Source organism: Microbispora catharanthi (genome assembly GCF_006334915.2).
GTDB classification, from domain to species: domain Bacteria; phylum Actinomycetota; class Actinomycetes; order Streptosporangiales; family Streptosporangiaceae; genus Microbispora; species Microbispora catharanthi.
In genome coordinates, this window is record NZ_VDMA02000018.1 from 1 (window position 1) to 23,309 (window position 23,309).

Sequence of the window (23,309 nt, forward strand, 5' to 3'; positions counted from 1 at the left end):
GCGTCACGACCGTCGTCGGCTTCACCGGCTCGTCGATCTGGCACACGCTGGCGATGTTCCCGCCGGTGCCGCCGTCGATGATCGAGGCGGGTTACCAGGACTTCGCCGACCGGTGGCACCCGATCCTCGACGTCTTCGACGAGGTGGGGGTGCGCTTCGCGCACGAGGTGCACCCCAGCGAGATCGCCTACGACTACCACACCACGGTGCGGACACTGGAGGCCATCGGGCACCGGCCGGCTTTCGGGCTGAACTGGGACCCCTCGCACATGGTGTGGCAGGGCCTGGACCCGGCGAACTTCATCCTCGACTTCGCCGACCGGATCTACCACGTCGACTGCAAGGACGCCCGGGTCGCCACCCGCGACGGCCGGCGGGGCCGCCTGGCCTCCCACCTGGCCTGGGCCGACCCCCGCCGCGGCTGGGACTTCGTGTCCACCGGCCGGGGCGACGTGCCGTGGGAGGAGTGCTTCCGGGCGCTCAACCACATCGGCTACGACGGCCCGATCTCCATCGAGTGGGAGGACGCGGGTATGGACCGGCTGCACGGCGCGCCGGAATCCCTCGCCTACATCCGCTCGCTCAACGCCATCACCCCACCGGCCGCAGCCTTCGACGCCGCCTTCTCCTCCGAGAGCTGACCTCTCTCTCCCCAGCTCTCGCGAGGCCAAGGGCCGGGTGCTCCGTCAGGTGCGCCCGGCCCTCCGGCGTGGCCTCACCCCCACGCCGCGACCACGTCGTCGGCGTCCCACGCCAGGCCGACGCCCTCCACCGAGGGATGGACCCCGGACAGCGACACCACCACGAGGCCGCCCGCCTCCGCGTCGAAGCCCGGCACCTGTACGGCGTCGCGGCGCAGCGCGGCCAGGTCGTGGCCGTCGAACGGCGTGCCGAGCCACTTGATCGAGCCCGCGAACAGCACCCGCCGTGCCACCGGTGCCCGGTCCGCGCCGACCAGGTCCACCTCGGGGGAGAACCGGCGGTTCCACCATCCGCCGACGGCCTCCGCGTCCGGCCAGGGCAGTTCTCCCGCCGCGGCGGCCATGCCCAGCGCCTGTCTGACGATCGGTTCGACGGCCCGCCCCCGCAGGCTCGCCCAGCGTCGCCGTACGAGTCCGAAGGCGAGATCCGGCCGCCCTCGATGCGAATGTTCCGCCGCGGCGCGCAGGACGCCCAGGTACATCCGCAGGTTGTGATCGCGGATGCGGTACAGCGCCGGTTTTCCCGGCTGGACGGACAGCGGCTCGTCCATCGCCAGGACGCGCTTCTCGTCGGTGAGCCTGCGCAGGAGAGGAGAGAGCGAACCGGACTGCAGCGGTCCCTCGCGCCCGCCCGCCGTCGCGGCGACGGCGGCGTGCGTCCTGTCACCGCTGCCGACCGCTTCCAGCACCCGGCGGGCCTGGTCGGGCGACGGGAATTCCGCGAGCAGGACGGATTCGGGCACGCCGAACAGGGCGGACGCCGGATCCTCGCACTCCTGCCGGATGAACTCCAGCGGTGGAGTGCCGTGCGGCCAGGCGCGCAGGATCCCGGGCAGCCCTCCGCTGGCGAGGTACGCGTCGATCGCGTCACCTCCGGTCAGGCCCAGCGCCCCGGCGGTCTCTGCGGGATCGAGCGGGTCGAGCGCCATGGTGTCGGCGCGCCCGTAGAACGGCCGGTCGTAGGCGGTCAGCCGCTCCATCATGTGCAGGTCGCTGCCGAGCAGGAGCAGGAGAACGGGCTTGGCCGACAGGAGTCGGTCCCAGGCCGTCTGCAGCGCGCCGTCGAACAGGTCGTCCTGTTCCGCCAGCCAGGGCATCTCGTCCACGACGACGATCGAGGGGGTCTGCGGGATCGCCGAGTGCAGCACGCGAAAGCCCTCCGGCCAGCTTCCGCTGGTGACGTGGACGACCTGCTCGGGATCGGTGGGCAGGCACGACTCCTTGAGTTCGGCGCAGAACGCCTCGACCGCCTCGACCGGCGACATCCCCTTGGTCGCGGTGAAGAAGAGGTACGGCACCTCGGCCTTGTCGCAGAACTCCTGCACGAGCCGGGACTTGCCGACCTGGCGGCGTCCCCTTATGGCCATGGCGGAGCCGGCGCCCGTCCGGCGGACCCGGTCGAGGCGCTTGGTCAGGGCGGCCAGCTCCCGCCGCCTGCCGATGAAAGGAACCGCACTCATCGTGCCCCTTATGTAGATGACATCTACGTAGATGCAATCTACACACTGACGGTGGGGCGACGGTGCGCGCACCACCGGCGCAGGCACCGTCAACTGCAGCCCACGCTCGTCGAGCTCGAAGAAGCATGGTGATCAGCGCGAGGTCTCCCCGTGCGACCTCCGAGACCAGGATGGTGTCCAGGACTTACACACTGCGGCGGGGTGGGAGCAGGGCGTTGACCCGGTCGGAGTCGGGCCAGACGTAGGGGAGGTCGTCGGGGTCTCCGGGGAACTTCGGGCCGTAGAACTCCGGGTCCTTGCGCAGCAGGGCCGAGCGGTGGCTGAGGTGGAGGGCGGGATCGCCGAGCCACGGCGGCAGTTCGCCCGCCTCCGCGAGTGCCGCCTGGGTGCGGGGCGTCGCGATGCCCCGGCAGTCGAGCAGTTCTCCGGTCATCGTGGCGGCGCAGGTGTCGGCGCGGCCCAGGTCGCACCAGACCATCACGATCTCCAGTCCGTAGCGGACCAGCGCCTCCTCGTATCCGGCCCACATGTGCGCCACCGGATGGTGCCGCCAGCCGTACCCGGGAACGGTGAGCGTGCGCAGGACCTGCAGGGCCTCGACCCGCTGCTTGCCGAGGCGGAGCGGGTCGAGGACGCGGGCGGTGGCCGCGAAGTCCGGGTACGGCAGGAACGTCTGCATGTCGCCGCTCGGGTTACCCCGGCCCGCCGGAGATATCCCCCGCGCCGGGGAGATCTCCGGCGGGGCGGTGTCAGTCGAACAGCACGATCTGCCGGAGCACCTCGCCGCCGCGCAGGGCGTCGACGGCGTCGTTCAGGTCGCCGATCCGGATACGGGAGCTGATCATGCTGTCCAGGTCGAGCTTGCCCGCCTTGTAGAGGTTCACGAAGCGCGGGAAGTCCCTGCGGACGTCGGCGTCGCCGTACAGCGAGCTGAGGATGTTCTTGCCCTCGAACAGCAGGTTGAAGGCGGTCAACGGCACCTGGTCGTCCATGGCGCCCGCGCCGACGACGATGACGTCGCCGCCGCGCCTCGTCGCCTGCCAGGCCGTCATGATCGCGGCCGACTTGCCGACCACCTCGAAGCCGTGGTCGAAGCCTTGGCCGCCGGTCAGCGTGCCGATGGCGTCCATGAGCTGGTCGGGGGTGCAGGCGTGGGTGGCGCCGACCTTCTTCGCGAGCGCGTGCTTGGACTCCAGCGGGTCGATCGCGAGGATCGTGGTCGCGCCGGAGACGCGGGCGCCCTGGATCACCGACAGGCCGACGCCGCCGCAACCGACGACCGCGACGGTCGCGCCGGGGCGCACCTTCGCGGTGTTGAGCACCGCGCCGACGCCCGTCGTGATGCCGCAGCCGATCAGCGCCGCCACCTCGTACGGCACGTCGGGATCGACCTTGATCGCCCCCTGCCACGGCACGATGATCTCCTCGGCCCAGGTGCCGCACCCGGCCATGCCGAACGCCGGGGTCTCGCCGCCGAACAGGAAGCGCGGCTCGGTGAAGCTCTTCATCATGTACGTCATGCAGAGGTTCGGCTGGCCGCCCACGCAGCTCGGGCAGTCGCCGCAGGCGGGCGTCCAGTTGATGATGACGTGGTCGCCCGGCTGCACGGTGGTCACGCCGTCGCCCACCTCGACGACCTCGCCCGCGCCCTCGTGACCGGGGATGATCGGGAGCGGCATGGGGAGCACGCCGGTGAGCACCGAGAGGTCGGAGTGGCAGACGCCGGTGGCCTTCACCCGCACGCGGACGTCACCCGGGCCCACCGGCGTCAGCGTGAAGTCGTCTCTGATGTCGAGCTTTTCGTCGCCGACCGCGTGGAGAAGCGCGCCGCGCATGGGGACCTCCTGGTCTTTCAGTGTTGGGTGCCGCGCGTCACTCGTCCTCGAGCGACAGCGCGGCCTTGGGGCAGGACCGGACCGCGTGGCGGACCCGGTCGAGCAGTTCGGCGGGCGGCTCGGGCATCAGGACGTGGAGGTTGTCCTCGTCGTCGACCTCGAAGACCTCGGGCGCCAGGCCCATGCAGACGGCGTTGGCCTCACACACGTCGTAGTCGACCTTGATCTTCATGGCGCGTCCTCCTCCTGTGCGTCACGTCGCGCTGGAGTTCACGCTATCGCCGCCGAGCTTGCGGTGATCCCAGGAGACGACGCGGGCCGGCTCGACCAGGTAGGCCACGCGCTTGCGCGCGGTGTGCTCGACGTATGCCCGCGCCTCGGGGCCGTCGACGGGCATGCCGGTCATCCGCCGGGTGACGTCCAGGCCGACCTCCAGGACGGCCGCCGGGTCGTCGATCAGCCGCGCCTTGCCGTAGACGAGCACGCCGCGCAGCTGCGCGTACTCGTCCCCGGTCTCGATCAGGCAGCTCACCCGCGGGTCGCGTTCGATGTTGCGGGCCTTCTGCGACTTGGCGTACGTCCAGAATGTGACGCGGCCGTCGTCGAGTCCGTAGAACATCGTGACCAGGTGAGGCGTGCCGTCGGGATTGATCGTGCCGAGCTGGAGCTTGCGGGCGTCCCGCAGGAGCCCGGCGATCTCTTCCTCGCTCATCGCGATGCGGGCGCGCTGGTTCACGAAGCAAAGTAGAACATGTTCCATCAGGGCGGACAAGGGGCAGTCCCGAACATCGTTCGGCTTGTTGGGTAGGGTGCCCGACATGGTGACCCCGATGCCCGACGACCTGCGCCGCGCCGCCGAAGAGGCGCGCGGTTTCATGCCGCCCGCCGAGGGCGAGGCCCTGTACGAGACCGCCTGCGCGTACGGCTCCCGCGGGCCGATCTGTGAGGTCGGCACCTACTGCGGCAAGTCGGCGATCTACCTGGGCGCCGGGGCGCGGCGGGCGGGCACGGTGGTTTTCACCGTGGACCACCACCGGGGGTCTGAGGAGATCCAGCCGGGCTGGCCGCACCACGACCCCGAACTGGTGGACCCGAAGACCGGGCGGATGGACTCGCTGCCGTTCTTCCGCGACACGATCGCCGCCGCCGGCCTGGAGGACGAGGTGATCGCGGTCGTGGGCGCGTCGGCCACGGTCGCCCGTCACTGGTCCACCCCGCTGGCCGTGCTGTTCATCGACGGCGGCCACTCGGAGGAGCCGGTGACGGCCGACTACGAGGGATGGGCGCCGCACGTCATGAAGGGCGGCGCGCTGGTCTTCCACGACATCTACCCCGACCCTGCCGACGGCGGGCAGGCGCCCTACCGGGTCTACCTGCGCGCGCTGGAGTCGGGCGGCTTCCGCGAGGCGCGGGTCGTCGGGTCGCTGCGCGTACTGGAACGCGTCTGACGGCGCGTCCCGCCGGGCGTTCTCAGTCGACGACCGCGGTGGCCTCGACCTCGACCAGATGGTCGGGTACGTCCAGCGCCGCGACGCCCAGCAGCGTGGCCGGCGGCACGGGCGTGATCCCCAGCTTCGCGGCCGCCCGGGCGATCCCCTCCAGCAGCAGGGGCATCTTACGGGGAGTCCAGTCGACGACGTGGACGGTCAGTTTCGCCACGTTCTCGAAGGAACCGCCGGCCGCGGCCAGTGCGGTGGCGACGTTGAGGTAGCACTGCTCGACCTGCGCGGCGAGGTCGCCTTCGCCGACCGTGACCCCGTCGGCATCCCAGGCGACCTGTCCGGCGATGAAGACCAGTTTCGACCCGGTCGCGATCGACACCTGCCGGTAGGCATCGATCTGCGGCAGTCCATCGGGGTTCACCAGAGTGACGGTCATGCGTCCGCCTCCTTCACACTCTCTTGCGGTTACTCGGGAACTGTAGGAGAGTGGCCGCTGACAAGGAAGAACGCACTTTTCAGTGACTGGGGAACCTCATGGTGACCAAGCAGTTCACGGGCTCGCCGGAGGAAGCGGACCTGACGCGCGCGGACTCCCTGGCGCGGGAGATCTTCTCGGACATCGCCAACAAGTGGGCTCTGCTGATCATCGAGTCCCTGGGGGAACGCACCCTGCGCTTCAGCGAGTTGCGGAGCGAGATCGAGGGCATCAGCCACAAGATGCTCACGCAGAATCTGCGCATGCTGGAGCGCAACGGCCTGGTCGAGCGGACCGTGCACCCCACCGTGCCGCCGCGGGTCGACTACGTCCTCACCGAGCCGGGCCGGGCCCTGCGGGCGGTCGTCGACGGAATGTGTGACTGGACCCACCGCTACCTCGGTGACATCGAGGTCTCCCGCAGCCGCTTCGACGCCTGACAAGTGGCGCGGGCGACCGGCTGTCAGGCTCGGGCGCGCTCGCAGCCGCACTCGCCGGTGATGCGGGCCTCCCGGCCGCCGGCGTCGCGGAAGATCCCCGAGCCGGGGGTCGCGCGAGCGAGGGCGTCCGCGGCGAGCACCACCGCGGCGGCCGTGTATCCCGAGCGCTCGTTGGGGAAGTGCCGCTCGTTCACGAACTGCCAGCCGGTCCAGTAGGAGCCGTCCTCGTGGCGCAGGTGCTGCATGTCGGCGAACACCGCCAGCGCGCGGTCCCGCTGCCCGGCGGCGTCGAGCGCGAGCACCAGTTCGCACGACTCCGCGCCGGTCACCCAGGGCTGGTCGGAGACGCAGCGCGCGCCGAGGCCGGGCACGACGAAGGTGTCCCACTCCAGGTCGAACCGCCGGGCCGCCGCCGCCCCGCGCACGGCGCCGCCGAGCACGGGGTAGTACCAGTCCATCGAGAACCGGCTCTTGTCGGCGAACGCCTCCGGATGGTCGGCGATCACGTGGCCGAGCTGGTCGGCGGCGAGCTCCCAGTCGGGCTGCGGGTCGCCCAGCCGCTCGGCGAGCAGCGCCCCGCACCGCAGGCCCTGGTGGATGGACGAGCACCCGGTGAGCAGGGCGTACTCCGCCGGACGCCCTTCGGCGTCGCGCTGCCAGAGGATCTCGCCGCGCGCGGTCTGCAGGCCGATGACGAAGTCGAGGGCCCGCGCCACCACCGGCCACATCGACCGGGCGAAGTCCTCGTCGCCGGTCACCAGCAGGTCGTGCCAGACCCCCACGGCGATGTACGCCGCGTGGTTCGACTCGCCGGCCGCCTCGGCGGGCTCGCCGTCGCGGACCTTCATCGGCCAGGAGCCGTCCGGGCGCTGGTGCCGTACGAGCCAGTCGTAGCCCTTGCGGGCCTCCTCGCGCAGCCCGGCCACGGTCAGCGCCATCAGGCACTCGATGTGGTTCCAGGCGTCGATGTGGCCCTCGGGCCAGGGCACGCCGCCCTGGTCGTCCTGGATCGCGACGATGCTCTCGGCCGTACGTACGACCTGTTCGGCGGTGATGATCCCTGGAACGTCCGGCACCCGCCTCATGCGGGCTTCCGGACGTAGACCACCACGCTCTTGCCGATCAGGGGGTTGAGCACGGCCTCGGCCAGCCGGGTGGCGAGGGGGCGCTTCATGATGTCCCAGACGAGAAGCTCGTGGTAGGCCTTGGCCAGCGGGTGCTGGTCGTCGTTCACCCCGACCGCGCACTTGATCCACCAGTACGGCGAGTGCAGGCCGTGGGCGTAGTGGTGGCCGCCGACCTCAAGTCCGGAGGACTTCAGCTTCGCCTGGAGCTCCGCCAACGTATAAATCCGGATATGTCCGCCGGGGGCGGTGTGGTAGTCCTCCGACAGGGCCCAGCAGATCCGCTCGGGCAGGAAGCTCGGCACCGTGATCGCGGCCCGGCCGCCCGGCTTCAGCACGCGCACGATCTCGCGCATCGCGGCCATGTCGTCGGGGATGTGCTCCAGCACCTCGGCGGCGATGACACGGTCGAACGACGCGTCGGGGAACGGCATGTCGAGGGCGTCGCCGACGACCGTGTCCCCGGTCGCACCCGACGGCACCTCGCCCTCCTTGTCCATCGCCGCGAACATGGCCGCCACGCTCTCCATCTCGGCGGCGTCCATGTCGAAGGCGACCACGTCGGCGCCCCGCCGCAGCACCTCGAAGGCGTGCCGGCCACCGCCGGCCCCGAGGTCGAGGACGCGGTCGCCCGGTCCGACGGGCAGCCGGTTGAAGTCGACGGTCAGCACTCGGTGCCTGCCTTTCGTGAGTTCTGGGGAGTCACCGGTCGTCGAGACGTCACCGGGAGACGCTCATGGGGAGACGCTCATCGGGAGACGCGGCGTGCGGCGATGGCCTCGTGGTAGGCCTCGACCGTGCGGCGGGCGACGACCGGCCACGCGTAGCGCTCCATCACGCGGTCGTAGCCGCGCCGGCCGAACTCCGCGCGCTCCTGCGGGGAGTCGAGCAGGCGGCGCAGCACGGCGGCCAGCTCCTCGGGGTCTCCCGGGGTGACCTGCACGGCCGCGTCGCCGACCACCTCGGGCAGGGCGCCCGTACGCGAGGCGACCAGCGGCGTGCCGCACGCCATGTGCTCGACGGCGGGGAGCGAGAACCCCTCGTAGAGCGAGGGGACCACCGCGACCTCGGAGGTGGCGATCAGCTCGGCCAGCTCCTCGTCCGGGATGCCGTGCACGAACCGCACACGGTCGTGCAGCGACAGCTCGTTGACGAGCTGTTCCGTGGGTCCTCCGGGGGTGGGCCTGCTCACCACGGTGAGGTTGACCTCGCGCTCGGTGGCGAGCTTGGCGACCGCCCGCAGCAGGGTCGCCACGCCCTTCATGGGCGAGTCGGCGCTGGCCACGGCCACGATCGAGTTCTCCCGCTTCGGCAGCTCCGGCCGGGGGTGGAAGAACCGCGTGTCGACGCCGAGCGGGATCAGCCGCATGTTGGACTGCGGCACGTTGAAGTCGCGGTGGATGTCGGCGAGCGACGACTCGCTGACGGTCAGGATCGGGCTCAGCCGGGGCGCGACGATGCTCTGCATGCGCACGAAGCCGTACCAGCGGCGCATCGACAGCCGCTTCCAGCCCTTGGCGGCCTTCAGCTCGATCCGCCGGTCCACGCTGATGGGGTGGTGGATGGTGCCGACCACGGGGAACAGCCGCTGGATGCCGAGCAGGCCGTAGCCCAGCGTCTGGTTGTCCTGGACGACGTCGAAGTCGCCCCGCCGCCTCTTCAGCTCCCGGTAGGCCCGCAGGCTGAACGTCAGCGGCTCGGGGAAGCCCGCCGTCCACATCGTGGCGACCTCGAGCGCGTCGATCCAGTCGCGATATTCGTCGAGCTTCGGCGTGCGGAACGGGTCCTCGTCGCGATAGAGGTCCAGGCTCGGCACCTTGTTGAGGATCACGCCGTCGTCCAGCTCCGGGTAGGGCTGGCCGGAGAGGACCTCGACGTGGTGGCCCAGAGCGACGAGCTCGCGGCTTATGTGGCGCAGGTACACCCCCTGGCCGCCGCAGGTGGGCTTGCTGCGGTAGGACAGCAGCGCGACTCGCAGCCTCTCCGCCAAGAGGCACCCCTTTCCAGCCGGTTTCCAGCCGTGCCCCCGCGGGGCTGCTGCCAGGAACACTACCATTTGACCTTAGATGGGGTAGGTGAGGTGGAAAGGGTCCTCGATCGACTCTCACCCTGCCCGACCTGGGGTGTTAGCTTACTCGAACGAGATTCGGTGTAACACGTTCTAGCGGCGCCTATGTGGGCACGGCCGGGCAGGGCGGTACATTCGCCTCTCATAGGCCAAGTTGGGCGCTACGAGGAGGATCCGTTGGCCAGGCGTGCGCTGATCACCGGCATCACCGGTCAGGACGGCTCCTATCTCGCAGAGCACCTGCTGAGCGAGGGATACGAGGTCTGGGGCCTGGTCCGCGGGCAGGCCAACCCGCGCGTCCCGCGCGTGCGCCGGCTCCTGCAGGACGTACGGCTGGTCCGCGGCGACCTGCTCGACCAGGGATCGCTGATCTCGGCGGTGGAGAAGGTGCAGCCGGACGAGGTCTACAACCTGGGGGCCATCTCGTTCGTGCCGATGTCATGGGAGCAGGCCGAGCTGACCGCCGAGGTGACCGGCATGGGTGTGCTCCGCGTGCTGGAGGCCATCCGCGTCTGCTCGGGGATCACCGCCTCGCGCGGCTCGTCGGCCGGGCAGATCCGCTTCTACCAGGCGTCGTCCTCGGAGATGTTCGGCCAGGTCAGGGAGACGCCGCAGACCGAGCGCACGCCCTTCCACCCCAGGTCGCCGTACGGCGTGGCCAAGGCGTACGGGCACTTCCTCACGCAGAACTACCGCGAGTCGTACGGCATGTTCGCGGTGTCGGGCATCCTGTTCAACCACGAGTCGCCCCGGCGGGGGGCCGAGTTCGTCACCCGCAAGGTCTCGCTCGGCGTCGCGCGGATCAAGCTCGGCATGGCCGCCGAACTTCGCCTGGGCAACCTGGAGGCGCGCCGCGACTGGGGGTTCGCCGGCGACTTCGTCCGCGCCATGCACATGATGCTGTCGGCCGCCGGGCCCGAGGACTACGTCATCGGCACCGGGCGCACGCACTCGGTGCGCGAGCTGGTCGAGGCGGCGTTCGCCGCCGCCGATCTGGACTGGGAGCGGTACGTCGTCTGCGACGCGTCCCTGCACCGTCCGGCGGAGGTCGACCTGTTGTGCGCGGACCCGAAGAAGGCCCGCACCCAGCTCGGCTGGGAGCCGACGGTGTCGTTCGAGGAACTCGTGGCGATGATGGTCGAAGCCGACCTGCGCCTGCTCGCCGACGGCGGCGACCCCGAACAGGACTCCTCCTGGGCCTGACACCCCCGGGAGGGGGCTGGCGGGGGCTACGGCGGAGTGAGAGCCCGGCTCACCGCCTCCGCGACCTTGCCGATGCCGTGTTCGAGACGGCGGAAGTAGGTGGCCCTGGACAGGTGGAGGCGATGCGCGAGGAGGTCGTGGCCTCCGGCGCGGGCGAGGTAGTACAGGCGGAGGATCTCCCCGGCTTCGGCGTCCACGGCGGACGCCGACGACGCGAGTGCCTCCACGGCCTGCCGCAGGAGGTCGGCGAGCGCGGGCGCCGGCCCCGGGCCTGAGACGGCCGTCCGGGCCGGCGTGTGAAGGTCCCGCAACGCGGCGCGGACGAGTTCGGCCGTCCGGCCGGGTTCCTCGGCGCGGGGGTCCTGCATCCGCCGCAGCCACGCGGGCAGGTTCCGTGCCGTGAACGTGCGGGCGAACAGGGCGCTCGGCCGGCCGCACCGATAGAGATCGTGCCTCGTGTCGCCCATGCGGCGCAGGCCGAAGCGCGCCGCCACAGATCGCGCATCCGCACCACCTGGCGTTCCGCCAGGCCCTCGGCGTCGCCCCACAACCGGATCAGGCGGCCGATCGCCTCGTCGTCGCCGTCGCCGGCGCGCCGGACCGAGAACTCGCCGCGCTCGTCGGCGTACAGGTCACGGCGCGCACGCCGGCTCCCCGACAGGTAGAGGACCTGGTCGGCGAGCCGGGCCCGCAGCGGTGGGTCGGCGGTGCGGGCCAGCTGGCGGTGCCGATGCTCGACGGCCCGCGCGGCCATGTCGTCGCGCAGGACCGGGTGGCGCCAGCGATAGGCGAGATCGAAGAGCGTGCGGTAGGGCTCGGCGACGGTCAGCCCGTGACGCCCTCGCCGGGGTCGTCCAAGATTGACATAAAACCTACCAAGTGTGCATGCTTTTCCGCATGTGGCAACCCAGGCCAGATGTCGTGTCTCCGGTGCGGCGCGGGCACGAGCAGACCGTGCTCGGCCTGCTGCGCGCGCACGGCCCGCTCAACCGGGGCGAGCTCAGCCGGCGGTGCGGCCTGTCGCGCACGACCCTGCACGACACTCTCAGCGGACTGCTGGCCACGGGCGCGGTGGTCACGGCGATGCCGGACGAGGCGCCGCGCGGCCGGGGCCGTCCCGCCGAGCGACTGGCCCTCAATCCCGCGGTCGGCCAGGCCCTCGGCATCGACTTCGCCCGCCGCGCGGTGCACGTCGCGGCCGTCGGCGTGACGTACGAGATCGTGGGCGCGGCGGGGGAGGCGCACCCGCCCGGCCTGCCGTGGCCCGACCGGGTGGCGCTCGCCGAACGGCTCGTCCGCGGGCTCGTCGGCGGCGGGTTGTGGCACAGAGCGCTCAAGGGCGTGGGCGTGGGCGTCGTGGGCCCGCTGGCAGGGGCGCGGGACGGGACCCTCTCCGGTGTCGAGGCCCTGCTCGGGGAGCGCTTCGGCGGGCCGGTGCTGCTGGACAACAACACCAGGCTCGCGGCACTCGCCGAGTCGACGTGGGGCGCGGCCGCCGGTGACCGGGACGCGCTCTACCTGCGGCTGTCGTACGGCGTCGGCGGCGGGGTGGTGGCCGGAGGGATGTTGCACCGCGGCGCCGACGGAGTGTCGGGGGAGATCGGGCACATCCCGGTGGACCCGGCTGGGAAACCCTGCGAGTGCGGCGGCACGGGCTGCCTGGAGACCGTCGCCTCGATCAGGGCGGTGCTCGACGCCTACCGCGCCCGGGGCGGCCGCGGCGACGACCTGCCCGCGCTGACGGCCGCCGTGGAGGCGGGCGACCCGATCGCCCTCGGCCTGCTGTCCGACGTGGGCGGCCAGATCGGCCGGGTGCTCGCGGCGCTGTCCAACGCGATCGGGCCCAGGGTGATCGTCGTCGGCGGCGAGCTGGCCGAGATCGGCGCTCCGCTCCTGAGGCCCGTCCGGGAGGCCCTGAACGCGGGCGCGGTGCCGATCTCGCGCCATCGGCTGACCCTGCGCAGGGCGGCGCTCGGCGACGTCGCGGGCGCGCTCGGCGGCCTCGCCCTGGCGCTCGGGGAGTCTCCGCTGCTGTCGCGCTACCCGGCCGCGGAGCCGGAGCCCGGCCCCGCGGATTCACGCGCCGCCGGGTGCGGCAGGGCGCCGGCCCGGCCGCGCCCGGCCCTGACCCCGCTGCCGTCGCTGCCCGTCAGCCGAGGGTGACGGGCAGCGTCTTGATGCCGTTGATGAAGTTGGACCTCAGCCGCGTGGCCTCGCCGGCCTGCCGGATGCCGGGCAGGCGCTGGGCCAGCACCTCGAACAGCACCCGAAGCTCCAGCTTGGCCAGGTGGTTGCCGAGGCAGAAGTGCGCCCCGCCGCCGCCGAAGCCGATCTGCGGGTTGGGGTCGCGGCCGATGTCGAACTCGTCGGGCCGCTCGAAGATCTCCTCGTCGCGGTTGGCCGACGCGTAGAAGACCACCACCTTGTCGCCCTCGGCGATCTTCTGGCCGCGGATCTCGGTGTCCGCCGTGGCCGTACGCCGGAACAGGTTGACCGGGGACACCCAGCGGACGATCTCGTCGGCGGCCGTCCTGGCGAGGGAGGGGTCGTCCACCAGGCGCTTCCACTGGTCCGGGTGCTCGAAGAGGGTCAGCATGCCTCCGGAGGCCGCGTTCCTGGTGGTCTCGTTGCCCGCCACGATCAGCAGCAGGACGAACAGGTCGAACTCGTCCTCGGTCAGCGTCTGCCCGTCCTCGTCGGGCTGCAGGAGCTTGGTGACGATGTCGTCGCGCGGGTCCTGCCTTCGTGCCGCGGCCAGCGCGTGAGCGTACGAGTAGACCTCGAAGGCGGCGGCCTGCCCCTCCTCCGGGCTGGCGGAGTAGTCGGGGTCGTCGCTGCCGATCATGCGATTGGACCACTCGAAGATCTTGTCCCGGTCCTCGACCGGCGCGCCGAGCAGCTCGCAGATCACGTACAGCGGGAGCGGCGCGGCGATGTCCCGCACGAAGTCGACCTCGGGCTTGCCCTGGACCTCGTCGACGAGGGCGTGGCAGATGTCCCGGATGTGCTCCTCCAGCCGTCCGATCTGGCGCGGGGTGAAGCCGCGGTTGACCAGCGAGCGGCGCCGGGTGTGGTCGGGCGGGTCCTGGTTGAGCATCATCAGCCGCTGGAACTCGCGCTGCTCCTCGGGCATCTCGTCGAACAGCGCCAGTTTCCGCGCCGAGGAGAACAGGTCGGAGTGACGGGAGACGTGGACGACGTCGGCGTGCTTGGTGACCGCCCAGAATCCGGGCCAGTCGCCTTGTCCCTCGTGCCGGTAGACGGGCGCGTTGTCCCTGAGCCAGCGGAGCTGGTCGTGCGGCACCCCGCTGTGCGCGTAGCGGTCCTTGTCGACGAGGTTGATTTCCATGGCACTCACCTAATCGGGTTTGGTTGCCCTTGGTAAGAGGGATGATCGCCCTGCCGGCGCTCGGCGAAAGTGCGGTCAAGCGCTTGTTCGCGTTGATTCTGAAACGTGTTCTATTACGTGGGGGACGGCCCGTCAAGCGACCCGCAGGTGACGGATCGTTGCCGCCGCCTTGTCGGTGGGCTCTGGTACGACTGGGCGTATGGGTGTGAGCGTCGAGGAGTTTCTCGCCATGCTGGACCGGTTGCCCGAGGTGAGCAAGGGCGAGGGCGGCGACTGGGTCTCGGTCAAGGTGCGCGGCAAGGGTTTCGGCTACCTGTGGGAGCGCACCGAGACGGTGGGCCTCAAGGCGACGATCGAGGAGCAGATCGCGCTGGTGGCCGAGCGGCCCGAGGTGTTCGAGCCGCAGTTCACCGCCGGACGTTTCGGCTGGGTCGTGGTCCATCTGGCGAAGATCGACGCTGACGAGTTGTTCGAGCTCGTCACCGAGGCGTGGTGCCTCACCGCGCCGAAGTCCCTCGTCGAAGCGCACGAATCCCGGTAGCGGCGGGGCGCCGTCACAGCGAGCGGCGCAGCCACTCCTCGACGCCCGCGATGTGGACGGTGGCCCAGGCCTGCGCGATCTCCGGCCGGCGGCCCGCGATGGCCTCGTAGATGGCGGCGTGCTGCGCCCGCGTCGTCTCGGCCGCGCCCTCCTGGGTGAGGCCGCGCCAGATGCGGGCCCGCGCGGTCGGGCCGGAGATGCTCTCGATGAGCGAGCTGAGCACGGGGTTGCCGGCGCCCTCGGCGATCCGCTGGTGGAACCGCAGGTCGTTGGCGACGAAATCCTCCGTGCTCGGCTCCTCGGGGAACGCGTCCAGGATGTCGCGCAGCTCGGCGATGTCCTCGTCGGTCATCCGGGTCGCCGCCATCGCGGTGGCCGCGGGTTCGAGGATGCGCCGCACCTCGAAGAACTGCAGGACCGTGTCGTCCTGGTGGAAGCCGACCACGAACGACAGGGCGTCCAGCAGCAGGCCCGGCTCCAGGCTGGTGACGTAGGTGCCGTCGCCCTGCCGCACGTCGAGCACGTTGATCAGGGCGAGTGCGCGGACGGCCTCCCGCAGCGAGTTGCGTGACAGCCCCAGCCGCTCGGCCAGGTCCGCCTCCCGGGGCAGCCGGTCGCCCGGGCCCAGCTCACCCGACAGGATCATGTCCTTGATCCTGCTGATCGCCGCGTCGGTGACCGCCACGCCCCGTCCCCCTGCCGCGCGCTTTCGTCCGGGGCCGCGCTCAGCCCGTCTCCCGGGGAATTGTACGGCCGGGCCCTATTCCTTCCTGGCCGGGCCCTATTCCTCCTGGCCGTGCCATTCCTCCTGGCCGGGCAGGGGGCCGATCCCGGCCTGATGGTCACCGAGCCGCTTGATGATCTCGGCCAGCTCGGCGCGGGTGTGGATGCCGAGCTTGCGGTAGATGCGGGCGAGGTGGGTGTCCACGGTCCGTTTGCTGATGGACAGCTCGGTCGCGACCTGGAGGTTGCTCATGCCGCGCAGCACCAGTTCGGTGACCCGCATCTCCCCGGCCGTCAGGGGCGATGGGCCGTCGGCCTGCCCGCCGCGGGCTCGGCCGCCGATCGTCGCGAGGTTGCGCTCGGCGAGCGCGGCGAGCCGTACGGCGCCGCAGCCGTCGGCCAGCACGTATGCCTCGTTGAGCGTGTCGTGGGCGCGGCGCGACTCCCCGGCGGCCTGCAGGGCGATGCCCAGGCGCAGCATCGCTCGGATGCGCTCCATGGCGCCGCCCGGCCCGTCGAGCACTGTCAGCGCCTCGGTGAGCAGGTCGAGCCTTCGACTGCCTTCGGCGGTCGTGCTCGCGATGCTCAGCGCGCGGCCGAGGCTGTCCGGGGCGCCCCAGGCCCGGGCCAGCTCGAGCTCCTCCTCCGCCAGGCGGTGGGCGGTCCCGTGCTGGCCGAGCCGCAGGTAGGCCAGCGCCGCCTGGCCCCGCCAGCCCGCGCACGCCGGGTTGACCACCCCGGCCGACAGCATCTGCCGTCCGGCCTCCAACAGGGCGCGCAGCCCCTCGCGGACGTCACCCCGGGCGATCGACACCCGGCCCCGCGCCTCCAGCAGGGTCCCCTGCAGGAGGGGGTGCACCGGTTCGCGCGCGACCTCGTCGAACAGCGCGTGGGCGACGTCGAGTTCATCGCGCTCGAGGAGCACGCGGGCCGCGCAGGACACGGCGGCGACGTGCAGCCCGGGGGCGTGCGACGCCCGCGCGAAGTGGATGGCCTCGCGGGCGTGCGCCAGCGACGCGCGCAGCTTCCCCTTGCGGTAGGCGACTTCCGACAGCAGCGTGACGGCGAGGGCCTGCCCGGTCATCGAGGCGTGCGCCCGCGCCTCGGCGGCCGCCTGCTCCGACCAGTACGCCGCCTCGTCCACCCGGCCCGCCCACAGCAGCGCCATGACCAGCGTCGGCGGGATCGGCCCGCCCCCGTCGAGACAGCGCCGGGCGAGGGCCAGCGTGCGGTGGAGGTGCCTGCCCCTGGCCGCGCCGGACAACGCGGCGGTGGCGAGGTAGTCCCGCGCCCCTGCGCTCGTGACGGCGCCGGGCTCGGCATTGAGCTGCCGCATCGCCGCGCGTGAGCCGTACGACTGGCCGGTCAGCAGCGCCTGCGCGCTGAGCCGCAGCAGCACCTCGCGGTCGGGGAGCCGGCCGGTCGGATCGTCGTCGAAGCCCCGGGCGATGTCGCAGAAGGCCGAGGCCGCTTCCGGGGAGTTGAGCGTGAGCAGAGCGGTGGCGAAGGGCGCCAGAGAGTCCGCCCGCTCGCCGGTGTCGCCGGCGAGGGCGGTCACGGTGCGGAAGTGCCGCAGACAGGCGGGGATGTCGAGGTGCACCTCGACGGCGCCCAGCTCGGCCGTCACCTGCAGGACGGCCTGGTCCTTGGCCGTGGCGAGCGCCCGGTGGAGATAACGGGTCGCGTCCTCCCAGGCGTTCTCGGAGACCGCCTCCCGCGCGGCCTCGCGCAGCACGGAAACGGCCCACGGGTCGCCGGTGGGGCTCGCCGACAGCAGGTGCCGGGCCGACCGCTTGGGAGGCGAGCCGAGGCGGTGCAGCAGCGAGGCCGCCCGCCGGTGCAACTCGTCGCGCGCGCGGGGGTCCATCCGCGCGAGGATCGTCGACTGGACGAGGTCGTGCGTGAACCGCTGCGGCGGGCTGCCCTCCAGCAGGCCCGCCCCGGCGAGCGCGTGGCCCGCCTCCTCGGCCGCGACCGCGCCGTACCCGGCCAGCATCGCCGCCGTCTCCAGCCCGGCGTACGGCGCGATGACGGCCAGGCTCTGCAGGAGGGCGAGGAGGGACGGATACCTGCCGCTGAGCCATTCGAGGACGGTCTCCGACAGGGCCGTCGCGCCGATCCGCATCACGTGGGGCAGTTCGGACCTGTCCGGCAGGACGTCGGCGGCGGCCAGCCGTCCCGCCGTCTCCAGCAGGAGCAGTGGATTGCCCTTGGTCAGGCGGTGGCAGGCCGTCACGATCTCGTCGTCCACCGGGGCGCCCAGCGCCGACTCCATGAGCGTGGCGGCGCATCTCCGGCACAGCGCCGAGGGCCGCAGCGACCGCGCGTACGGCAACGCCAGGATGTCCCAGATCGCGTCGCCGGCGCTGCGGTCCTCCACGTCGCAGGTCAGGATCATCGCGATGGGCAGGCCGTCGAGTCGCCTGGCGATGTAGGAGCACCACTGCGCCGACTGAGGGTCGGCGTGGTTGAGGTCGTCGACCGCGATGATCAGTGGTTGTCCCGCGGTCAGCGAGCGGGTGGCCCGGTAGAGGTCGTCGAGCAGCGTGGCGGGCACGACGGGCGCGCTCCCGTCGTACGGCACCGCCGCCAGTGCGGGCGCGCGCACGTTCGCGTCGAGGACGGCGGCGGGGGCGCCGGGGTCGGCCCGTTTCGAGCCGCTCATCATCGGATCGAACAACTGCCGGACGATGCCGAACGCGAAGGAGCGCTCGTCGGCGTGGCCCCGGGCGCTGAGCACGACACCGCCCGGTCTGCGCGCCAGCGCCGCGTGCAGCAGCCGGGTCTTCCCGATCCCCCGCGTGCCCTGAATCACCAGTACGGCCGGTCTCCCTTCGGCAAGCCCGGCCAGTACCTCGTCGACGACCCCTAGCTCGTTGTCCCGGTGCAGTAGTACCGGGCGCCCTGAGGCCATCCCTACCCCCGGAGCACATACTGATTTTTCTCGACATACGGATCATGCCGGACAGGGCCAGCGGGTTGTCAATACTTGAAATCGGGATGAGTAAACACAATATTGCTGACTCGTGAAAGCAACCTATTGTCATGATTTCCTGTCTGCCGGATAGGGGAGGCCGCCCGTCCGCGCCGAAACCCCTGCCGCGTCGGCGATGCGGGCGACCGAATTATCGCGGCAGTTCGGCGGCCCAGGCTCCGGAAGGCGGCGCGCATACGTATTCCGCCGCGCCGCCCCGATACGTATCGCCGTACGCACAGGGCCGGGTCCTGCTTTGTGCGCGCCATGCGTACGTATGCGTCGGCGCGGCGACAAATACGTCTTTACTTTCTGCGGAATTTGATGGAATTCTCCGCTCATCGGCTAATCGCGCAGTGAATGGCGGGGGGCATGGAACGGCCACGGCTAAAGGCGCACTTCACCACCGAAGTCCTCGACGACGCGAAAGTCTTCCTTCTGGCGGAAGGCCAGCACTATCTCGTACGCGGCGCGGGCTCGGGCCGCGTCCTTCCCTATCTCGACGGCCGGCACACGGTGATGGACATCGTCCAGGCCCTCGCCGGCGAACTGTCCCCGGCCCAGGCGGTGCTCGCCGTCCGGCGCTACGAGGCCGCCGGTCACCTGGTCGAGGGCCGACCGCCCCTGACCGACCCGGTGCTCGCCTTCTGGGACGCGCAGGGCGTCGACCCCGCGGCCGTCGTCACGGCCCTGGAGCAGACGTCCTTCCGGCTGTTCGCGGGCGCGGGCGTCGACCCCGGCCCGGTCGAGGCGCTGCTGCGCGAGCACGGGCTGCGCACGGATCCGGACGGCGACGGCACGGTCGTGGCGGTGGTCGACGACTACCTGGACCCGGGCCTGGAGGAGCTCAACGCCGAGTGCCTGGCGGCCGGGCGGCCCTGGGTGCTGGTCAGGCCGGCCGGCACCGTGGCCTGGTTGGGACCGCTGTTCCAGCCGGGCAGCACGGGCTGCTGGGCCTGCATGTCCCAGCGGATCGAGGGCAACCGGCAGGTCGAGCGCTACCTCGCGGGCAAGCGGGGGGACGGGCTGCCGCCGTATCACCCTGTGCGAGAGGCCCTGCAGGGCGGCGCCGCGGCGGTGGGCGGGCTGCTCGCGGCCGAGCTCGTGCGGACTGCCGCCACGGGCCTGCCGTCGACCCTGCAGGGCAAGATGATCACTGTCGACCTGCGCACCCTCACCAGCGCCGAGCATCAGCTGATCCGGCTGCCGCAGTGTCCGGTGTGCGGCGACCCCTCGCTGATCCGCGAGCGCGAGCCGAAGGTGACGCTCTCCTCCCGGTCCGCCCGGCACGTGACCGACGGCGGCTACCGGGTCGAGCTGCCCTCGGCGACGTACGCACGGCTGGAGCGGCACATCAGCCCCTACCTGGGCGCGGTCACCCGGCTGCGCCCGTGGGCCGACGAGGACAACGGCGTGACCTACAGCTTCACCGCCGGTCACAACTTCGCGATGCTCGGCGACAACATGGACCTGCTGCGCCGCAACCTGCGCGGGCAGAGCGGCGGCAAGGGCCGGACCGAGATCCAGGCCAAGGTCAGCGCCCTGTGCGAGGCGATCGAGCGCTACTCGGGCGTGTGGCGCGGCGAGGAGCCGGTGCTCAAGGCGGCCCACGCCGACCTCGACGAGGGCCTCGCGGTCCACCCGAGTGACCTGCTGCTGTTCTCCGACAAGCAGTACGGCAACCGGGACGCCTGGAACAGCGACCCCTCGCACCGGCTGCACCTGGTGCCCGAGCGGTTCCGCACCGACCTGCCGCTGGACTGGTCGCGGGCCTGGTCGCTGACCGCCGACGAGGAGCGGCTGGTCCCCGCCGGCTACGCCTGGTACGGCCATCCCGACCTGGAACGCCACTTCTACTGCGTCGGCGACTCCAACGGCAGCGCCTCCGGCAACACACTGGAGGAGGCGATCCTCCAGGGGTTCTGCGAGGTCGTGGAGCGGGACGCGGTCGCGCTGTGGTGGTACAACCGGGTCCGGCGGCCCGCCTTCGACCTCGACTCGCTCAAGGACCCGTACGTCGACACGCTGCGCGAGTTCTACGCCGACATGGGCCGCGGCCTGTGGCTGCTCGACCTGACCACCGACCTCGGCGTCCCGGCCTTCGCCGGCGTCTCCCACCGGCTCGACCACCCGGTGCAGGACGTCATCGTGGGTTTCGGCGCCCATCTCGATCCCCGGATCGCCGCGCTGCGGACGCTGACCGAGGTCAACCAGTTCCTCCCGTCCGTACGCCGCAGGGACGAGAACGGCGAGACGATCTACCACGACGACGACATCGCCACGCTCCGCTGGTGGAAGGAGACCACCCTCGAGAGCGACCCCTGGCTGCTGCCCGACCCCGCGCAGCGCCCCCGCACGCTCGCGGACTACCTGGTGTCCGAGGGCGCCGACCTCGCAGCCGACGTGGAGACCTGCGTCGCCCGGGCCGCCGCGTGCGGCCTGGAGGTGATCGTGGTCGACCAGACGCGGCCGGATCTGGAGCTCAACGTCGCCCGGGTGCTGGTCCCCGGCATGCGGCACTTCTGGCGCCGGCTCGGCCCGGGCCGCCTGTACGACGTCCCGGTGGCCCTCGGCTGGCGGACGGAACCGGCTCTGGAGGAGGAGCTCAACCCCACCAGCGTCTTCTTCTGACCCGATAGGGGGAGCCCATGCACACCGTTCAGGTGCGGCTGCGCCGCGACGCCGGCCTGTCCGAACCGGAGGAGACGCCGGGGGCGGTCACCCTGGCCACGCCGTTCGGCCCCGCCGCGCTGCGGGGCCTGCCTCCGGGCACGGTCGCCGCGCTGCGCGCGCTCGCCGGCGGCGGCGCGAGCGAGGACGAGCTGGCCAGGACCGTCACCGAGCACGACGGCGACGGCGGGCTGTTGCGCTGGCACCTGCTGCTGCGCAAGCTGTCGGCCGGGGCGTTGCTGGAGCGGGCCGTCGTGGTGCCGTCCGGCGGGGAGGTCGTGCCGTCCGGCGGGGAGGCCGTGCCGTCCGGCGGCGAGCCGGTGGCCGTGCTGCGCCCCTACGGCGGCGGCCCGCTGCGCCCGGCCGCGCCGCTCGCCGCGGACGCCCGCGTGCGCCTGTCGAGGTTCGCCGTCGCGGCGCCGGAGGACGGCAGGCTCGTGGTGCGCGCGCCCCGCAGTCCCCTCGGTGTCGAGCTCGCCCCGGCCGCCGCCCCGCTGCTCGGCCTGCTCGCGGACTGGACGACCCCGGCCGGCCTCGCCTGCCCGGGCCTGGCGGCCGGGACCACGGCGGCGGTCCTCGGCCTGTTCGCCGACGCCGGGCTGCTGGTGCGGACGACGCCGGAGGGGGAGGATCCCGAGCGCGGCGCCGCCCCGCTCGCCCAGTGGTCGCCCGCCGACCTGTGGCTGCACACCCGCACCCGGGAGCCGCGCATGACCGGGCGCTACGGCGGGACCTATCCGCTGCGGGGCGTGCAGGATCCGCTGCCGGTGGCGCCGCCCGCCTTCGCCGGCCCCCGGATCGCCCTGGAGCCGCCGGACCTGGACGCGATCGCGAAGACCGAGGCGAGCCTGACCGACGTGCTGGAGGCCCGCCGCTCGACCCGCGAGCACGACGCCGCCGACCCGATCACCCTGGACCGCCTGGGCGAGCTGCTGTACCGCACGATGCGCCAGCGGCGCACGTTCACGGGGGAGGACGGCCAGGAGCTGGCCGACCGGCCTTACCCGTCCGGCGGCGCCGTCCACGAGCTGGAGGTCTACCCCCTCGTCGTCTCCTGCGAGGGGCTGGAGCCCGGGCTGTGGCACTACGCCGCCGGCGCGCACGCGCTGGAGCGGGTGGCCGATCCCGGCCCGGCGACCCGGACGCTACTCGACCGGGCGAGGTCGGCGGCCATGATGACCGAGGACCCGCAGGTCCTGCTGATCGTGACCGCCCGCTTCGGCCGGGTGATGTGGAAGTACGAGACCATCGCCTACTCGCTGATCCTCAAGCACGTGGGCGTGCTGTACCAGACCTTCTACCTGGTGGCCACGGCCATGGGCCTGGCGGTCTGCGGGCTCGGCGGCGGGGACGCGGCGGAGTTCGCCGCGGCCAGCGGGCTCGACCCGAACGCGGAGGGCAGCGTGGGCGAGCTCCTGCTCGGCAGCAGACGGGGCGGTGCGGCGGGGATGCCGCCGGGATGGTCCCCGGAGGTGCCGGCGTGAAGTTCCGGTTGAAGGCCCTGCAGCGGATGCGGGAGCCCGACGAGCTCGACTCCCCGACCCTGCTCGCCTCCCCGCGAGGCTGGATCGCCACGTTCGTCGTGCTCATCGTGGTCGTCGCCGCGGGGGCGTGGTCGTTCGTCGGCCGGCTGCCGGTCACCGTCACCGCCAAGGGGCTGCTGACCCATCCGGCGGGCACCGCCCAGCTGCAGAGCCCGTACACCGGGACCGTGCGGACCATGATGGTGAGTCCCGGCCGGCGGGTGGTGCGCGGGCAGGCGGTGGCGGAGGTCCTGCGGGGCGACGGCACCGTGCGCACCGTGAGCAGCCCGTTCACCGGCGAGGTCGTCACCGTCTCGGCGAGCGAGGGCGCGATGGTCCGCGAGGGCGACGGGCTGCTCGCGATGGAGAGGACCGACGCCCCCCGCGACCGCCTTGTCGCGATGCTGTTCGTGCCGGGCGACCACGCGCTCGGCATCGCCCCCGGCCGTACGGTCGACCTCGCGGTCTCCGACGCCCCGCCCGGCGTGTTCGGGCTGCTGCGCGGCAGGGTGACCTCGATCAGCGCCTACCCGCTGATGGCGGAGGGCGTCGCCGGCCTGGTCGGCGGGGAACTCGCGGCCCGCGGCTACACCACCGCGGAGCCGCCCCGCCTGGTGGTCGTCGACCTCGTCCCCGACCCCGGGACCACCTCCGGCTACTCCTGGACGACCGAGACCGGTCCCCCGATGAAGCTGCGGTCGCAGGTCACGGTGACGGGCACTGTCACGCTCAGCAGCCAGACGCCCTTCAACCTGCTCCTCGGACGCTGAGAAGGAGACGG

22 protein-coding genes are annotated in these 23,309 nt (G+C 72.0%); 9 read left to right on the plus strand and 13 right to left on the minus strand.

The window, feature by feature from the left end; genetic code table 11:
- Positions 1-641, plus strand: a 641-nt coding sequence (locus FH610_RS29255; protein ID WP_139578255.1) for a sugar phosphate isomerase/epimerase family protein, incomplete at its 5' end; no start/stop codon positions are given.
- A 74-nt stretch (positions 642-715) separates the two neighbouring features.
- On the opposite strand, the gene FH610_RS29260 is transcribed toward FH610_RS29255, so the two are convergent.
- From FH610_RS29260 to FH610_RS29280, 5 genes are all read right to left on the minus strand, one after another.
- Positions 716-2,161: an AAA family ATPase gene (locus FH610_RS29260; protein ID WP_139578256.1), complete on the minus strand. Its 1,446-nt coding sequence runs from the start codon at positions 2,159-2,161 to the stop codon at positions 716-718.
- A 184-nt stretch (positions 2,162-2,345) separates the two neighbouring features.
- Positions 2,346-2,840, minus strand: coding sequence for an MSMEG_6728 family protein (locus FH610_RS29265; RefSeq protein WP_139578257.1), 495 nt, complete (start codon positions 2,838-2,840; stop codon positions 2,346-2,348).
- Between the two features lie 70 nt (positions 2,841-2,910).
- Positions 2,911-3,996, minus strand: coding sequence for an alcohol dehydrogenase catalytic domain-containing protein (locus FH610_RS29270; protein ID WP_139578258.1), 1,086 nt, complete (start codon positions 3,994-3,996; stop codon positions 2,911-2,913).
- Between the two features lie 37 nt (positions 3,997-4,033).
- On the minus strand, positions 4,034-4,228 hold the full coding sequence (locus FH610_RS29275) for a ferredoxin (protein ID WP_030506197.1): 195 nt from the start codon (positions 4,226-4,228) through the stop codon (positions 4,034-4,036).
- 21 nt (positions 4,229-4,249) lie between these two features.
- The gene (locus FH610_RS29280) at positions 4,250-4,732 is read right to left on the minus strand and encodes a pyridoxamine 5'-phosphate oxidase family protein (protein ID WP_139578259.1); all 483 of its coding nucleotides are present in this window, start codon (positions 4,730-4,732) and stop codon (positions 4,250-4,252) included.
- A gap of 82 nt (positions 4,733-4,814) precedes the next feature.
- Between FH610_RS29280 and FH610_RS29285 the strand changes: the two genes are divergently transcribed.
- On the plus strand, positions 4,815-5,444 hold the full coding sequence (locus tag FH610_RS29285) for a class I SAM-dependent methyltransferase (RefSeq protein ID WP_139578260.1): 630 nt from the start codon (positions 4,815-4,817) through the stop codon (positions 5,442-5,444).
- Between the two features lie 22 nt (positions 5,445-5,466).
- Here FH610_RS29285 and FH610_RS29290 read toward each other — a convergent pair whose 3' ends face one another.
- Positions 5,467-5,874 (minus strand): RidA family protein, encoded by a 408-nt coding sequence (locus FH610_RS29290; RefSeq protein WP_139578261.1) that lies wholly within the window; start codon positions 5,872-5,874, stop codon positions 5,467-5,469.
- Between the two features lie 98 nt (positions 5,875-5,972).
- On the opposite strand from FH610_RS29290, the gene FH610_RS29295 reads away from it, so the two are divergent.
- A complete protein-coding gene (locus tag FH610_RS29295; RefSeq protein WP_139578262.1) occupies positions 5,973-6,353 on the plus strand; it encodes a winged helix-turn-helix transcriptional regulator in 381 nt (126 codons plus the stop codon).
- Between the two features lie 23 nt (positions 6,354-6,376).
- Here the strand turns inward: FH610_RS29295 and FH610_RS29300 are convergent, their stop codons facing one another.
- From FH610_RS29300 to FH610_RS29310, 3 genes are all read right to left on the minus strand, one after another.
- Positions 6,377-7,438 carry a prenyltransferase gene (locus tag FH610_RS29300; protein WP_139578263.1) on the minus strand — a complete coding sequence of 354 codons (1,062 nt, stop codon included), beginning with the start codon at positions 7,436-7,438 and terminating at the stop codon, positions 6,377-6,379.
- Positions 7,435-8,148, minus strand: coding sequence for a class I SAM-dependent methyltransferase (locus tag FH610_RS29305; protein WP_139578264.1), 714 nt, complete (start codon positions 8,146-8,148; stop codon positions 7,435-7,437). The genes FH610_RS29300 and FH610_RS29305 overlap by 4 nt, the downstream gene beginning before the upstream one ends.
- A 77-nt stretch (positions 8,149-8,225) precedes the next feature.
- Positions 8,226-9,467, minus strand: coding sequence for a glycosyltransferase family 4 protein (locus tag FH610_RS29310; protein ID WP_240809265.1), 1,242 nt, complete (start codon positions 9,465-9,467; stop codon positions 8,226-8,228).
- 255 nt (positions 9,468-9,722) lie between these two features.
- Between FH610_RS29310 and FH610_RS29315 the strand changes: the two genes are divergently transcribed.
- Complete coding sequence (locus FH610_RS29315) at positions 9,723-10,748, plus strand: GDP-mannose 4,6-dehydratase (RefSeq protein WP_139578266.1); 1,026 nt, start codon at positions 9,723-9,725, stop codon at positions 10,746-10,748.
- A 26-nt stretch (positions 10,749-10,774) separates the two neighbouring features.
- On the opposite strand, the gene FH610_RS29320 is transcribed toward FH610_RS29315, so the two are convergent.
- Positions 10,775-11,215: a hypothetical protein gene (locus FH610_RS29320; protein WP_205826160.1), complete on the minus strand. Its 441-nt coding sequence runs from the start codon at positions 11,213-11,215 to the stop codon at positions 10,775-10,777.
- Positions 11,216-11,678: 463 nt separating this feature from the next.
- Between FH610_RS29320 and FH610_RS29325 the strand changes: the two genes are divergently transcribed.
- Positions 11,679-12,911, plus strand: a complete 1,233-nt coding sequence (locus FH610_RS29325) for an ROK family transcriptional regulator (protein WP_240809266.1) — start codon at positions 11,679-11,681, stop codon at positions 12,909-12,911.
- On the opposite strand, the gene FH610_RS29330 is transcribed toward FH610_RS29325, so the two are convergent.
- Positions 12,898-14,097 carry a cytochrome P450 gene (locus FH610_RS29330; RefSeq protein ID WP_205826161.1) on the minus strand — a complete coding sequence of 400 codons (1,200 nt, stop codon included), beginning with the start codon at positions 14,095-14,097 and terminating at the stop codon, positions 12,898-12,900. The genes FH610_RS29325 and FH610_RS29330 overlap by 14 nt on opposite strands.
- A gap of 199 nt (positions 14,098-14,296) precedes the next feature.
- On the opposite strand from FH610_RS29330, the gene FH610_RS29335 reads away from it, so the two are divergent.
- Positions 14,297-14,638 (plus strand): MmcQ/YjbR family DNA-binding protein, encoded by a 342-nt coding sequence (locus FH610_RS29335; protein WP_139578270.1) that lies wholly within the window; start codon positions 14,297-14,299, stop codon positions 14,636-14,638.
- Positions 14,639-14,651: 13 nt separating this feature from the next.
- Here the strand turns inward: FH610_RS29335 and FH610_RS29340 are convergent, their stop codons facing one another.
- The gene (locus tag FH610_RS29340; RefSeq protein ID WP_139578271.1) at positions 14,652-15,323 is read right to left on the minus strand and encodes a FadR/GntR family transcriptional regulator; all 672 of its coding nucleotides are present in this window, start codon (positions 15,321-15,323) and stop codon (positions 14,652-14,654) included.
- 96 nt (positions 15,324-15,419) lie between these two features.
- Positions 15,420-18,275 carry a helix-turn-helix transcriptional regulator gene (locus tag FH610_RS45335; protein ID WP_139578272.1) on the minus strand — a complete coding sequence of 952 codons (2,856 nt, stop codon included), beginning with the start codon at positions 18,273-18,275 and terminating at the stop codon, positions 15,420-15,422.
- Between the two features lie 432 nt (positions 18,276-18,707).
- Between FH610_RS45335 and FH610_RS29350 the strand changes: the two genes are divergently transcribed.
- Genes FH610_RS29350 through FH610_RS29360 form a run of 3 tightly spaced genes read left to right on the plus strand, consistent with a single transcriptional unit; the run spans position 18,708 to position 23,298 of the window.
- Entirely contained in the window at positions 18,708-20,966 is a 2,259-nt protein-coding gene (locus FH610_RS29350; protein WP_161628103.1) for a TOMM precursor leader peptide-binding protein, read from the plus strand.
- 17 nt (positions 20,967-20,983) lie between these two features.
- Positions 20,984-22,489 (plus strand): SagB/ThcOx family dehydrogenase, encoded by a 1,506-nt coding sequence (locus FH610_RS29355; protein ID WP_139578274.1) that lies wholly within the window; start codon positions 20,984-20,986, stop codon positions 22,487-22,489.
- Positions 22,486-23,298 (plus strand): DUF2118 domain-containing protein, encoded by an 813-nt coding sequence (locus FH610_RS29360; protein ID WP_161628104.1) that lies wholly within the window; start codon positions 22,486-22,488, stop codon positions 23,296-23,298. The genes FH610_RS29355 and FH610_RS29360 overlap by 4 nt, the downstream gene beginning before the upstream one ends.
- Positions 23,299-23,309: the final 11 nt, after the last annotated feature.